Source organism: Vreelandella sp. 2A-K22 (assembly GCF_054065485.1).
On the sequence record NZ_JBSUGC010000018.1, the window covers coordinates 67,051 to 79,649 of the forward strand.

A 12,599-nucleotide genomic window follows, 5' to 3' on the forward strand; every position below is an offset into this window, starting at 1 on the left:
ACCCAATGCGGATTTGGGCCCTTGCTTGGCCAATCATCCTCTCCAATATCACCGTCCCACTGCTCGGGTTGGTGGATACCGCTGTGGTCGGGCACTTGCCCGACTCCCGCTACTTAGCCGGCGTTACCCTCGGCGCCACACTGTTTAGCTTCCTCTATTGGGGGTTTGGCTTTTTGCGCATGGGTACTACGGGGCTAGTCGCCCAAGCCATGGGGCGCGAGAGCGATACAGACGTGCGCAACCTGCTGGGGCAGTCGCTGATCATGGCGCTGGTGATTGGTAGCCTGCTGATTGTGTTTGCCTCGCCGCTGATTACGCTCGGTTTATGGCTCTTAGATGGTAGTGAAGTAGCGACCGATTTAGCCCGCGAGTACGCCCATATACGCCTCTGGTCTGCACCGGCGGTGCTCGCCAACTACGCCATTCTGGGCTGGTTTTTGGGCCAACAGAACTCCCGCGTTACGCTAATGATTCTACTGCTCACCAACAGCGTTAATATCGTGCTGGATTTATGGTTTGTGGTGGGTCTGGGAATGACCAGCAACGGCGTGGCCTGGGCGAGCGTAATCGCTGACTACAGTGCCCTAGCGTTTGGCAGCTACCTGGTGCTACGCCAGCTAACCCGACTGGATGGCCATTTTTTGCGCGAGCGTCTGCTGGCACTCGCAGCTTACACAGCCCTATTTAACGTCAACGCCAACCTATTTGTGCGCACTCTCGGCCTGCTGTTTGCCATGGCGTTCTTTACCGCCCAGGGTGCTCGTCAAGGCGACACAGTGCTTGCTGCCAACGCTGTGCTGCTACAATTTATCATGCTCACCAGCTACGCCCTGGACGGCTTTGCCCACGCTGCCGAATCACTGATTGGGCGCGCCTATGGCCGTCAGGATTGGCAGGAATTTGCCGCCACTGTGCGCGCCGCCGCGCGATTTTCATTATGGACGGCTGGCGCTGCCGCCCTGCTGTTCGCGCTGGGCGGCAATGCGCTCATAGCGCTGCTCACCGGCCTTGAAGAGGTGCGTGCAACTGCGGCGCAGTACTTGCCCTGGATGGTCGTCATGCCGCTGATTGCGGTATGGAGCTACCTTCTTGATGGGGTGTTTATTGGCACCACTGCGGTACGTGAAATGCGTAACAGTATCTTTATTGGCCTAGCCGCCTATCTGCCCATTTGGTGGTTAACCCAGGGATTGGGCAATCATGGGCTCTGGCTGGCGTTTATGCTGTTCACGCTGGTGCGCTCGGCGGTGCTGATCGCCTACTACTATTTTCACTACCATCGCCCCTACCGGTTAAACCATTAGCGTTAAAACAGGCGCAATTAACCTCAACTACGCTAACGTAAGATTAAGCGGGCAGCTTCAACGTGAAAATTTCCGTACTCACCCGTATATTAGCTATGCCGTTACACTTCCAAGACCTTGCTTAGCCACTTCCTAATAATGAATAAAGAGAGCATCCCATGCTTAAAATGATCTCAAAACCGGCGGTAAAGCTGGTGGAGCGCTATCTCCCCGACCCGTATATTTTCGTACTATTGCTGACATTAATTGCCTCGGCCGCCGCAATCGCCATTGAGCGGCAAACACCGCTGGCAGTACTGCGCTTCTGGGGTGATGGCTTCTGGGGCTTGCTGACGTTCTCTATGCAGATGCTGCTGGTGCTGGTCACCGGTTTTATGCTGGCAAGCTCACCGCCAGTAAAACGCATTCTGCAGAAAATAGCCGGTACTGCTAAATCCCCTGGCGGTGCAATCATCCTAGTGACGCTGGTCTCATTGGCGGCCAGCTGGATTAACTGGGGGTTTGGCCTTGTGGTCGGTGCGCTATTTGCCAAAGAGCTGGCTCGGCTGATCCGCGTTGACTATCGGCTATTAGTGGCCAGTGCTTACTCAGGCTTTGTGGTGTGGCACGGCGGTTTGGCAGGTTCAATCCCGCTAACCATCGCTACCGAAGGGCATTTTTCCGCCGATCAAATTGGAGTGATTGGTACCGGCTCTACGATTTTCGCCTTCTTCAACCTCGCTATTGTGGCCTGCCTATTTATTGCCATCCCACTGGTAAACCGCATGATGCTGCCGGACGAGAAGGATAGCGTCTATGTCGACCCAAATGTTCTGAACGAAGAGCCCGAGCCGGTTGGCCGCATTACTCGTCCTGCTGAACGCCTGGAAAATAGCTTTACCCTCGCCCTGCTGGTCGGTGTGCCGGGGCTGCTGTTCTTGCTTGATCACTTCCTGCTACGGGGTGGCGGCTTAAACCTTAACGTCGTTAACTTTATGTTTCTGTTCCTAGCCATTGTGCTGCACCGCACGCCGCGTAATCTGCTCAATAGCTTGCACGAAGCGATTAAAGGCGGTGCAGGGATTGTCATCCAATTCCCATTTTACGCGGGCATCATGGCCATCATGGTGCAGTCCGGACTAGCAGAGAGCATGTCCGAGTGGCTGGTCTCCTTTGCCACCACCAATACACTGCCATTCTGGTCGTTTATCAGCGCGGGTATTGTCAACCTATTCGTCCCTTCTGGCGGCGGCCAGTGGGCAGTTCAGGCGCCGGTGATGCTACCGGCTGCTCAGGCCTTAGGAGCCGATATTCCGCGGGTTGCCATGGCGGTGGCTTGGGGCGATGCCTGGACTAACCTGCTACAGCCCTTCTGGGCACTCCCGGTGCTCGCCATTGCGGGCCTAAAGGCGAAAGATATTATGGGCTTCTGCCTGATTCAGCTTTTTATCACCGGCATTATTATTTCCGTCGGTCTGGTATGGTTTTAAACAACCGCCAATGACTGCCCGTCGCTCAGTTTGCCAAGCATATGAGTAGCGGGCAGCCGTTATTGGGCTCAAGTAACAGCAGGAGCACCGTATGACAGATGCCGAGATCAGCGCGAACGCTGCCCTACCTGGGCAGCATGAACTCTCCATGACCGTATTGATGACGCCCGATATGGCGAATTTCAGCGGCAAAGTCCATGGTGGCGCAATTCTTAAAAAGCTCGATGAAGTCGCTTTTGCTTGCGCCAGCCGCTATTCGGGCCACTATGTAGTGACGCTGTCGGTGGATCAAGTGTTGTTTAAGCAGCCGATTCATGTCGGTGAGCTGGTCACCTTTCTGGCCAGCGTTAATCATGTTGGTCGCTCGTCGATGGAAGTGGGCATCAAGGTCGTGGCTGAAGATATTCGTAATAAGCTGATCCGTCATACCAACAGTTGCTACCTCACCATGGTAGCGGTGGACGCTGATGGTAAACCCGCTAGCGTACCGCCGCTCAATTTGGCCACACCGCTCCAGGAACTGCGTTTTGAAAAGGCGGCACTGCGCAAAAAATTACGCAAACAGGCAGAAAAAGAGGAACTGCTGACCCAGCAGCATTACCAGTCCCAGGCCCATTAAAGACCCAACGACAAGGAGTTCGTATGCCCGCCAGGGAACGCTATCCACACCTGCCTAAAGCGGTTGAATACGCCCATATTGGTTGGGATTTTTTTATCCTGACGCTAGTGGTGATTAATCTATCGCTACTGCTGTTTGATTCGCTGTTTCTGCTTGACCCTATTAACCAGGGCATCGCCAACCTCGCCCCCGGTTTTCACACCTTCTACGATGACGTGATTCATAGCCGTTTTATCACCATCGACCTGGTATTTGTCAGCTTTTTTATCGCCGACGTACTGCTGGGCTGGTCAATCGCGATTGCCGAGCGGCGCTACCACCGCTGGTTTTTCTACCCCTTCGTGCACTGGTACGATGTGCTGGGCTGCATTCCCCTCGCGGGCTTCCGGCTACTGCGTATTTTACGCGTTGTATCGTTAATCAATCGGCTGCATCGCCTCGGCCTTATTGATGTTACCCACTGGTACATCTATCAATTTGTGGCCAAGTATTACGACATTCTGCTTGAGGAGCTTTCCGACCGCATCGCCCTGCGTCTATTGGGCAATGTACAGCAGCAGATACGCGCCAGCGATTCGCTGACCGAGCGCGTGATTGAACGTGTGATCATGCCCCGCAAAGCTCAGCTGATTCATGAGATCGCTCAGCGGCTAGAGAGCACTATCGGCAAAGCCTACCAGCACAACCGCCAATCCATTATGGCGGCAATCAGTGATTTAGTTAGCCGCACGCTACGGGAAAGCCCCGAGATTCAGCGCCTTAATCGCCTGCCCATGGGGCAGCAGGCCACCAGCGCGATGGAAGCATCACTCAGCGGCGTTGCTCAACGGCTAGTCGATGAGCTGCTGCTAGGCATTCATTCGGATGAGTTTAGGCAGTTAGTGGAGCGCACCGCCGACAGCGGCTTCGACACCTGGCTGACGGTTGACGAAGGCAGCAATCGGGTCACCGAGCAGGTGCTGTACGACGTCCTCGAAATGCTTAAAGACCAGGTGCGCCACCAGGGCTGGAAAGACCGCTACGAGTAATTCACAAAGTGACAGGGGCTAATGGGCGCTCGGTTAAACAGGCGGCGACGATACTCAATGCCTGAATCAGTTCACTGCGATCCGCCGCGGCCCCAACACATAGCCGAATCGCTTGGGGCGCTGGCGTGCTCCCGACACAAAAGGGCTCTGCGCTGCTGACCTTAACGCCCCGCTGCAGTAGCCGTTCACACAGCTCTACGGCCCGGCTCCCCTCTGGCAGCGCAAGCCATACATTGCTGCTGTGCGAACGCCCGCTTAAGGAAAAATCTTTTAGCCATTCGGCAGCCAACTGCTGACGCTCCGCGAGCTCCTGAGTTTGCCAGGTAAGTAATTTTTCCGCCGCGGGCTGATTAATCCAATGGCAAACCACATCGACCATTAGCGGTGGCACCATCCAACTCTGAGCGCGAAGGCCTGTCGCTAACCGCTCGTGCAAGCTTTTAGGCGCACGCAGTACGCCAATTCGTAGCCCCCCCGCCAGCACTTTAGCGGTACTAAACACAAACAGCGTGCGCTCCGGCGCAAGCCTGTAAAGGGGTGTACCGCGCTGCTCAGCGGGTAGATACTGCACGCCATCTTCAATCAGCCAGATATCGTAGCGCCGTGCCAACGTTACCAGTCGCTCGCGGCGCGATTCGCTTAAACACGCGCCGGTGGGGTTGTTCTGTTCCGGCGTTAGATAAATCGCTCTAGGTGGCTGCCGGGCACACTGCGCCTCAAGCAGATCCATGCGCATCCCTTCACTGTCTTGACCAATGCCTACCAACTTTAGATGCCCCTGCTGCGCAGCGCTGATGGCACCAGGATAGGTCAAGGCATCAGCGGCCAACAGCTCGCCCGGCCTTAGCAAGGTGCTGAGCGCCAAACTAAGGCCATGCTGCCCACCCTGGGTAATGAGCAGCTCATCGGCCATCAGCGGCATACCCAAAGTATTTAACCAGCGAGCGAGTACTTCACGATGCTCATGACGCCCCTGGGCCTGTTGGTAAGTAACACCACGTGCTAATGCTGCCCCGGATTGACTTAAAGCGACCAGCGCTTCGCTCAACAGCGTCTGCCGCAACGGGTGGGGCGGTGGCAGGCTAAGGCTTAAATCGATCACACCGGCCGTTTCGTCAGCGGGAAACGTCAGGCTAAAAGCATTGTTTTGGTCTTGGCTCTTCACATAGGTGCCGCTACCCACCCGTGCCGACACCCAGCCATTGCGTTCAGCCTCAGCGTACCCCCGGGTTACCGTGCCAATGGTCACACCTAGCGCATCCGCCAAGCGGCGCTGGGGCGGCAATCGCTCCCCTGGCAGTAGTGTTCCCGCCTGGATAGCGGCTTCAATGGCACTGGCAATAGCGCGGTAACGTGAACCAGAAAATTCAGCTAGCGAAGGCACCCACATTGTCATGGTGACAATAAAACCTTTGACGTCAATTTAAACCCCATTATGCTAGCAAAAGCGGCAACAAAACAATCCTTATCACCAAATTGTATGGATACAATAAATGAATAGCGAATGGGTAATCCTCGGTCCGGCCGCGCTCTATATGATGTCGATGACGCTTACCCCAGGGCCGAACAACGTTATGCTTACCGCCTCTGGCGCTAACTTCGGCTTTAGGCGTACGCTGCCGCATATGTGGGGGATTTTAGGCGGCTGCTTTTTGCTATTTGCGGGCATAGCGTTGGGCTTGGGCGTGCTGTTTGAACGCTACCCGGCGATTCAAACGGCACTGCGCTGGATAGGCAGCGCGTATTTGCTCTATTTGGCTTGGAAAATTGCCAGCGCCCCACCGCCTAATCTTAAGGCACAGGCTCATAGCATACCGTTTACGTTTTGGCAGGCAGCGGCGTTTCAGTTTGCCAATCCTAAAGCGTGGGTAATGGGACTGGCGCTGATGGCGGGTTTTCTACCCGAAAGCGGCCAACCGGTATTTAATGCATTGTTACTGGCAGGCTTTGCTGAGATGGTGGCGCTGCCCTGTATTGCGCTATGGGCCGCCTTTGGTAGTGCGATTGGGCAGTGGATCAAAACAGATGCCGCATGGCGGGCGTTCAACATCACCATGGGCGTGTTGACCGCCGCCTGCGTCGTGCTGATTTTAGGATGAAATACGTTAGCCGCAGCGCAGCGCTTCAATAACATCTTGATCATCAAGATGAATATTCAAGCGATCCGGGCGGTGATCCATGGTGGCCATATCACCAGGGCGCAGCACGCGCACCTGTCGAGCACCGCTATCACTTTGTAACTGCGAAACGTTAGCCTCGTCGAAGGGCTCACCGATAGCGGATTGAATAGCGTCCAGATCACAGCTGGCAGCCTGTTCACCACTGGAACCGTTCGGCGCTACCGTTGGCGGCGGTGGCGCTGCGTCTACGTCGTCGTTGGCAGGGGAAATCGGCATTTGGGAACTAACGCAGGCCGTTAACAACAGTGCACAAGCGCTAACAGCAGCGAACTTAGCCAGAGTAATACGGGGTTTCATCCTTGAATCTCCAAAAATAGGGGCATGGAAACCGGTTATAAAAACCAACGGGCCGGGCGTTAGCCTAGCCCGTAGGATACCACTTGCTTTAAAACACAGTCTTACTTAATTATTCAGCGGCATCTTGGACGGCTTTACCGCCCTCTTGCACATCCTGACCAGCGCCAGAGATGGTGTTACAACCAGTTAGAACACCCGCTGTCATCAGCAGCATAAAGCTCATGGCCAATAATTTTTTCATTTTCCGTTCTCCTTAACGAGTCATTCAACATCGGGAAACTCCACTGGCAACGTCATTTGCCTCTTGGGAGTTTTTTCAGGGTAACAGCGTTTTGGCAATCGCGCTCGCTTTCCCTACGTCGCTTCGAGGCGACTATACTAGCAATTACCTAAACCCTTGCCCGGAGCCTATCCTTTGATCAAATTCGAGCTGGATGAACGCCTTGCCGCCGACACCTTCCCCATCGCAGACCTTCCGCTAAGCCGCGTGCTATTAATGAATGACGCACGCTATCCCTGGGTGATTCTAGTACCGCGCCACGCCTCTATTAGCGAAGTATTTGAGCTTCCTGCTGACGACCAGCAGCAGCTGTGGCGGGAAGCCACTCAGCTAGGTGAAGCAATGAAAACAGCGCTTGAGGGGGACAAAATCAATATTGCCTCGCTAGGCAATGTGGTTAGCCAACTGCATGTACACGTTGTGCTTAGACGGCACAGCGATGCGACCTGGCCGGCACCGGTATGGGGCAATGGCAGCCCCGAACCCTACGACCTGGATGGCCAGGCGCAGTTACGGGATCAGTTACTGGCACTTATCGACGGGCTTGATATATAGACGACTTTTACCCCGTTAATGGGTGGCCTTGACGAGCAGGTGGCTCATTGAGGAGCGGCCCACTGGCAGGCTGTGCGACGCCCGCAACACTAAGCGAAATCCCTATTACTACTATCAGCGCACCACCGGCCAAGGCCACCCAGCCGGTGGCTTTTTGTACGCTGCGCTGGCTGTACTGCTGCTTGGATAAGCGCCGCTGCGCCCAGCCACGGGCAAAAATGCTCGCCAGGGCAAGCGCTGATACGGTTATCCCAGTGCCGATCGACATGGCCACTACCGATGCTACCCCCACCTCAAACTGACCCAGCAAGCTGGCTGCCCCCAGCATTAATACCGCCCCACTACAGGGACGCATACCAATGGCGCCGACCGTCATCATCGCCGTACGCCAATCTAACGCCTGATGCGGTTCAATATGGTGAGCACCACCGCAACAGTGGCTGTGGTCATGACCATGGCTATGTTCGTGGTTTGGATTATGTTCATGGTCTTGATTATGTTCATGGCCTGGGCTGTGCGAATGAGCCGCTCGCTCCGGCTGATAGGCTCGCCGCAACTGCTTGACGGCCCGCCAGCATAGCCACGCCCCTAACGCCGCCACCAGCAGAAAACTAGCCTGCTCTACCCAGGCAACGCTACCCATGGCCTGCCGGGTTATCCAGCCTAGGCCGTAAACCAGCACAACGACCAGCGCAATGGCGGTCACGCCTTGCAGTAAGGAGGCAGCAAAAGAGAGCCCCAAGGCGCGCTTTACCGCACCGCCGTGGGAGGCTAAGTAGGTCGCCAAGACGGCTTTACCGTGCCCCGGCCCGGCGGCATGAAAGACGCCATAAGCGAAGCTAATGCCTAGCAGGCTCACCCAGGTCGCCATGGTGGGGGTGCGCGACAGTTCGGTAATCGCCAGCGTTAGCGAACGGTGCAGATCACGCTGCCAACCAAGTAGCTGATAGCTCACGCTCTGAAACCCGCCTTGCCAAACGATGATGAGCACTGCTGCGGCTAGCAGCAGACCCAGCATTAACCCTAATTGACGTGTAAAGGGCCGTGTTAAAAACATTTAACCGCTCCACCGAAAAAGCTGTTATAAAGTAACAAGGCCATAAAATAGCACGGCTCTGCCTGTTTTCGAACAGCGCCTAGCGACAATCAACTTGGCCGGTTTCGGCAAAATAGCGCCCCAAGCCGGGCTCACCACTCTCATCTTTATCGAGCAGCGCCGCTTGCATCACCAACTCAGGGTCGGGATCCGCGGGGAGAATAGACAACTCACAGACAGGCTCACCGTGAAGTATCAGTGCATCATCCCGTGGCTGGCCACCTTCCTCCTCGTGCACCACTTCGATGTAGTAGGTGGGGTCAAACACTTGGTAGCTAAGCATGGCATCTGTCAGCGGTTGGGGCGCTTCCAGCGGCAGGATAAACATAAAGGTAAGCCGCCCATCCCGCTCCATGGCGGTATATTCGCTTACCTCACCCAACGCCTGGCGTTCACCATTAATACTCACTTCGGTTAAATAGTGCTGCGCGGCGAGATTATCGCGAATCTCTTTGCCAAGCTGATCCAGCCCCTCCTCTAGACTGGCGTTTTCCACCTGCTGTAGTTCTTCAAAAACGACCAGGCTGTAGAAGGGATCCATCCGCCAGGTTTGATGCAGGCCACTCACCATGCCCTGATCATCGGTGATGACCCGCACACTCAGGTCGATCCAGCCGTGAGGGTGGGCACGGGCATCGGGGCTGACCACAAAGCCACTCATACCCAAGCAAACGGCTACTGCGGTACCCGCCCACTTCATGGCGCGACACCTAATTTATGTTGCAAGGCGACAAGCCAAGGGTCGAGCAAATAGGGCGGCAAGGGCTGACTTCCCTTCAGCGCCGACACACTAACGCGGCTGCCCCTGCCCTCTTCGCTTACCTGCAGTTGCAGGCGATACTCCGGCCAGCGGGCAAGGGATGCCTCGGCGCGCCCCAACGACAGATCCGCATGGCGTACCACATAGCCCTGCTCCACCATCAATTCCACGGCTTCGCGGAAGGTTTCCTCTGAAGAGGTAGCGTAAACCAGTTCACGGGGTTCCAAAGGCGTTGTCGTCGCGCAGCCAACCAATCCACCCAGTAGCCCGATTAACAACCAGTGGCGCATTCTCATAACGGCCTCCCGGTCGCAGGGACGGTTTGCGTAAAACTGGTTTGAAAGCGCTGACAGAAATCGTCGTTGCTGGCACTGTAGGATTCACGCAGATCACCCCAGTGATCGAAGCGGCGAATATCTCGGGATATACGTATATGCGTGTCGTCCACCAATAGCGATACACGCTCCACCTCCACCGGCTGCTGGCCCACGCCACCGCCATAACCAATCCCCCCGATGCCAAAACCGACACCGGAACCACCGCGCCCTATGCCCACACCACCAAACAGGCGCATTCCACGCCCATAGCTGTAGGCATCATCGTAAGGATCATAATAGCCGTGCAGTGGCCGTTCGCGGCTGGCGCTGATCAAGCCCAGGGAAGTATCGGTAGAGTTCAGGGTAAACCCCCACTCGGTGAGCACCTCAACGCTGGTTTCCAGCGCCTGCTCATGGATGGCGGGGAAATAGCACGAAGCCGCTGGCGCTGGTTCCGCTTGGGGCAGACGGTCAGGAACCACTTGGCAGCCAGCAAGTACCAGCAGACAGGTTAAGCTTATGGGTATCGACTTCATATTAGTCCCTCTAAATGGGCGAGGCCGCTGGTTTGGCGCAGGCTAGCGCGCTAAGCTCGCCAAAGGTGGTCATACTTAACTGACATTGTAGGGTAATGAAGACACCGTATTGAAGACACCGTTTTGCGGAGATCGTGCTAATGAATGTTTTGCTTTGCCCCGACAGCTTCAAAGATGCACTAAGCGCCCAAGACGCCGCAACTGCCATGGCGCGGGGCGTGCAGCGCGCTGCACCTGAGGCGCATGTTCAAGTCTGCCCTTTAGCGGACGGCGGCGAAGGCAGTCTAGACGCACTCATCGCTGCTACTGGTGCCGAGCGGCGCCAACTAAACGTTCAAGATGCCCTGGGTCGCCCTCGTCAAGCAGCCTGGGGATGGCTGAGCGACCAGCGTACCGCGTTTATTGAGCTGGCTGAAGCCAGCGGATTACAGCACTTAGCGGCCGACGAGCGTAATGCGCTACACACCTCTACCTTTGGGGTGGGTGAACTACTGCTGGCGGCACTGGATCAAGGCGCAGAAAAAGCGCTGTTGCTGCTTGGCGGCAGCGCCACCAATGACGGCGGCGCCGGTATGCTGCAGGCACTGGGCGCGCGCTTTTTAGATCAGAGCGGCGAACCGCTTCCCCCCGGCGGCGCGGCGCTTAACCAATTGGCTAGCTTAGAACTCGATGGACTAGACCCGCGGTTAGCCAAGTTTAGCCTGGAAGCCGCCGTTGATGTGGACAACCCGCTGCTAGGCGAACGTGGTGCCAGCGCGGTATTTGGCCCGCAAAAAGGTGCATCACCTGAAGAGGTCGAGCAGTTGGATCGTGCGCTTGGTCACTTCGCCGATATCAGCGCTCATGCATTAGGCGATGATTATCGAACGCTACCGGGTGCAGGGGCCGCGGGCGGCATGGGGTTTGCGGCCAAGGCTTTTTTAAATGCCACACTAAAGCCCGGCATTGAGATGATTATGCAGCAGGCCGACATGGCTTCGCTGTTGGCCCGTGCCGACCTGGTGATTACCGGCGAAGGCCGTTTGGATGGGCAGAGCCTGGCGGGAAAAACGCCCATTGGCGTTTCCCGTGCCGCCAAACGTCTCCACAAACCCGTCATCGTGCTGGCGGGCAGCCTAGGCGATGGTTGGCAAGCCTGTTTTGATGAAGGCGTCACCGCCGCTTTCGCGTTAGCCGATGGCCCCATGGCGTTAGCTGACGCACTAGCGCGCACCGCTGAGCTACTGGAAGTGCGCTGTGAAAGCCTGCTTCGGCTGTGGGTACACAGACCTTGAAATGTATGTAGACCTTGAAAAAAGCTCTCGCCGCCAGCATCTATTAAATCAGCAAAGGGTAACGAAAGTGGCTTAATGTCGAAGCACCAATGGCAAAGCGCTAATTTCAAAGATCTAATGGCAAAGTTCTATGGCAGCGATGCAAAAAACTTGTTTTGCATCGCTACAGTTACACCCTATTCTGAAAGCACGCATCAACCGCCGCCTACTGTGGCATAAACACTGCGGCATAAAGAGGAAGCAGGATATGACTGACACCAACAGCATTGGCCTACACGAAGGTAGCGCTAGTCAACTCGCCGAAAAGCTCAACCACCTGCTGGCCAACTACCAAATTTTCTATATGAACGTACGCGGCTACCACTGGAATGTTCGCGGTAGCGACTTTTTCGAGCTGCACGCTAAGTTTGAAGAGTTCTACACCGACCTGCTGACCAAAGTGGACGAGGTTGCCGAGCGCATCCTGACCCTGGGTCACAAGCCGGTACACGCCTACAGCGACTACGTAACGCTGTCGCGCATTCAGGAAGATAAAGACGTTCACGATGGCACCACCTGCGTCAAAGGCGTGCTAAAAGGCTACCAAACGATCATTGAGCTGCAGCGTGAGCTGCTGGCGCTTGCCTCTGACGCCGACGATGAAGGTACCGCGGCGCAAGCCGGTGACTACATTCGCGAGCAGGAAAAAACCATCTGGATGCTCAACGCCTATTTAAGCAAGTAAGCGTCATCTTTTGATGTAAGAACGGCACCGTCTATGAACTGCACCCCAAAAGTTGGACGCTCATCCAACGATTGGGGTGTTTTTCATGACGAAACATAATGAAGCGTTCAAGTTACTAGTAGTGCAACGCTACGCAGAAGGACAGCAGGGTTACAAGAGT

General features: G+C 55.7%; 15 protein-coding genes. 8 read left to right on the forward strand and 7 right to left on the reverse strand.

Annotated features, from left to right (window positions below; all coding sequences use genetic code 11):
- Nucleotides 1-5 precede the first annotated feature (5 nt).
- From ACW17M_RS21500 to ACW17M_RS21515, 4 genes are all read left to right on the forward strand, one after another.
- A complete protein-coding gene (locus tag ACW17M_RS21500) occupies nt 6-1,304 on the forward strand; it encodes an MATE family efflux transporter (protein WP_041159403.1) in 1,299 nt (432 codons plus the stop codon).
- A 158-nt stretch (nt 1,305-1,462) separates the two neighbouring features.
- Nucleotides 1,463-2,773, forward strand: coding sequence for a short-chain fatty acid transporter (locus ACW17M_RS21505; protein ID WP_022522076.1), 1,311 nt, complete (start codon nt 1,463-1,465; stop codon nt 2,771-2,773).
- A 91-nt stretch (nt 2,774-2,864) separates the two neighbouring features.
- Entirely contained in the window at nt 2,865-3,392 is a 528-nt protein-coding gene (locus ACW17M_RS21510; RefSeq protein WP_457548062.1) for an acyl-CoA thioesterase, read from the forward strand.
- 23 nt (nt 3,393-3,415) lie between these two features.
- Complete coding sequence (locus ACW17M_RS21515; protein WP_009287461.1) at nt 3,416-4,420, forward strand: hypothetical protein; 1,005 nt, start codon at nt 3,416-3,418, stop codon at nt 4,418-4,420.
- 1 nt (nt 4,421) lies between these two features.
- Here the strand turns inward: ACW17M_RS21515 and ACW17M_RS21520 are convergent, their stop codons facing one another.
- Entirely contained in the window at nt 4,422-5,816 is a 1,395-nt protein-coding gene (locus ACW17M_RS21520) for an aminotransferase-like domain-containing protein (RefSeq protein WP_009287462.1), read from the reverse strand.
- A gap of 97 nt (nt 5,817-5,913) precedes the next feature.
- On the opposite strand from ACW17M_RS21520, the gene ACW17M_RS21525 reads away from it, so the two are divergent.
- On the forward strand, nt 5,914-6,519 hold the full coding sequence (locus ACW17M_RS21525) for a LysE family translocator (RefSeq protein WP_457548063.1): 606 nt from the start codon (nt 5,914-5,916) through the stop codon (nt 6,517-6,519).
- A 6-nt stretch (nt 6,520-6,525) separates the two neighbouring features.
- On the opposite strand, the gene ACW17M_RS21530 is transcribed toward ACW17M_RS21525, so the two are convergent.
- Nucleotides 6,526-6,897: an I78 family peptidase inhibitor gene (locus ACW17M_RS21530; RefSeq protein WP_457548064.1), complete on the reverse strand. Its 372-nt coding sequence runs from the start codon at nt 6,895-6,897 to the stop codon at nt 6,526-6,528.
- A 109-nt stretch (nt 6,898-7,006) separates the two neighbouring features.
- Nucleotides 7,007-7,138 carry an entericidin A/B family lipoprotein gene (locus ACW17M_RS21535; protein WP_027958626.1) on the reverse strand — a complete coding sequence of 44 codons (132 nt, stop codon included), beginning with the start codon at nt 7,136-7,138 and terminating at the stop codon, nt 7,007-7,009.
- Nucleotides 7,139-7,312: 174 nt separating this feature from the next.
- Between ACW17M_RS21535 and ACW17M_RS21540 the strand changes: the two genes are divergently transcribed.
- Complete coding sequence (locus tag ACW17M_RS21540) at nt 7,313-7,732, forward strand: HIT domain-containing protein (RefSeq protein ID WP_027958625.1); 420 nt, start codon at nt 7,313-7,315, stop codon at nt 7,730-7,732.
- Between the two features lie 7 nt (nt 7,733-7,739).
- On the opposite strand, the gene ACW17M_RS21545 is transcribed toward ACW17M_RS21540, so the two are convergent.
- From ACW17M_RS21545 to ACW17M_RS21560, 4 genes are all read right to left on the reverse strand, one after another.
- The gene (locus ACW17M_RS21545) at nt 7,740-8,789 is read right to left on the reverse strand and encodes a nickel/cobalt transporter (RefSeq protein ID WP_009287464.1); all 1,050 of its coding nucleotides are present in this window, start codon (nt 8,787-8,789) and stop codon (nt 7,740-7,742) included.
- A 79-nt stretch (nt 8,790-8,868) separates the two neighbouring features.
- Nucleotides 8,869-9,528, reverse strand: a complete 660-nt coding sequence (locus ACW17M_RS21550; RefSeq protein WP_041159407.1) for a DUF1007 family protein — start codon at nt 9,526-9,528, stop codon at nt 8,869-8,871.
- Nucleotides 9,525-9,884 (reverse strand): hypothetical protein, encoded by a 360-nt coding sequence (locus ACW17M_RS21555; protein WP_041159408.1) that lies wholly within the window; start codon nt 9,882-9,884, stop codon nt 9,525-9,527. Before ACW17M_RS21555 ends, ACW17M_RS21550 begins: the two co-directional genes overlap by 4 nt.
- On the reverse strand, nt 9,881-10,441 hold the full coding sequence (locus tag ACW17M_RS21560) for a hypothetical protein (RefSeq protein ID WP_457548065.1): 561 nt from the start codon (nt 10,439-10,441) through the stop codon (nt 9,881-9,883). Before ACW17M_RS21560 ends, ACW17M_RS21555 begins: the two co-directional genes overlap by 4 nt.
- 140 nt (nt 10,442-10,581) lie before the next feature.
- Here ACW17M_RS21560 and ACW17M_RS21565 point away from each other — a divergent pair, with 140 nt between their 5' ends.
- Both ACW17M_RS21565 and ACW17M_RS21570 read left to right on the forward strand, forming a co-directional pair.
- On the forward strand, nt 10,582-11,715 hold the full coding sequence (locus ACW17M_RS21565) for a glycerate kinase (protein WP_027958622.1): 1,134 nt from the start codon (nt 10,582-10,584) through the stop codon (nt 11,713-11,715).
- Nucleotides 11,716-11,962: 247 nt separating this feature from the next.
- On the forward strand, nt 11,963-12,439 hold the full coding sequence (locus tag ACW17M_RS21570; RefSeq protein WP_027958621.1) for a Dps family protein: 477 nt from the start codon (nt 11,963-11,965) through the stop codon (nt 12,437-12,439).
- Nucleotides 12,440-12,599: the final 160 nt, after the last annotated feature.

Coding starts and splice junctions, on each gene's coding strand:
- ACW17M_RS21500 (WP_041159403.1), top strand. CDS start 6: ATGCGGATTTGGGCCCTTGCTTGGCCAATCATCCTCTCCAATATCACC.
- ACW17M_RS21505 (WP_022522076.1), top strand. CDS start 1,463: ATGCTTAAAATGATCTCAAAACCGGCGGTAAAGCTGGTGGAGCGCTAT.
- ACW17M_RS21510 (WP_457548062.1), top strand. CDS start 2,865: ATGACAGATGCCGAGATCAGCGCGAACGCTGCCCTACCTGGGCAGCAT.
- ACW17M_RS21515 (WP_009287461.1), top strand. CDS start 3,416: ATGCCCGCCAGGGAACGCTATCCACACCTGCCTAAAGCGGTTGAATAC.
- ACW17M_RS21520 (WP_009287462.1), bottom strand. CDS start 5,816: ATGACAATGTGGGTGCCTTCGCTAGCTGAATTTTCTGGTTCACGTTAC.
- ACW17M_RS21525 (WP_457548063.1), top strand. CDS start 5,914: ATGAATAGCGAATGGGTAATCCTCGGTCCGGCCGCGCTCTATATGATG.
- ACW17M_RS21530 (WP_457548064.1), bottom strand. CDS start 6,897: ATGAAACCCCGTATTACTCTGGCTAAGTTCGCTGCTGTTAGCGCTTGT.
- ACW17M_RS21535 (WP_027958626.1), bottom strand. CDS start 7,138: ATGAAAAAATTATTGGCCATGAGCTTTATGCTGCTGATGACAGCGGGT.
- ACW17M_RS21545 (WP_009287464.1), bottom strand. CDS start 8,789: ATGTTTTTAACACGGCCCTTTACACGTCAATTAGGGTTAATGCTGGGT.
- ACW17M_RS21550 (WP_041159407.1), bottom strand. CDS start 9,528: ATGAAGTGGGCGGGTACCGCAGTAGCCGTTTGCTTGGGTATGAGTGGC.
- ACW17M_RS21555 (WP_041159408.1), bottom strand. CDS start 9,884: ATGAGAATGCGCCACTGGTTGTTAATCGGGCTACTGGGTGGATTGGTT.
- ACW17M_RS21560 (WP_457548065.1), bottom strand. CDS start 10,441: ATGAAGTCGATACCCATAAGCTTAACCTGTCTGCTGGTACTTGCTGGC.
- ACW17M_RS21565 (WP_027958622.1), top strand. CDS start 10,582: ATGAATGTTTTGCTTTGCCCCGACAGCTTCAAAGATGCACTAAGCGCC.
- ACW17M_RS21570 (WP_027958621.1), top strand. CDS start 11,963: ATGACTGACACCAACAGCATTGGCCTACACGAAGGTAGCGCTAGTCAA.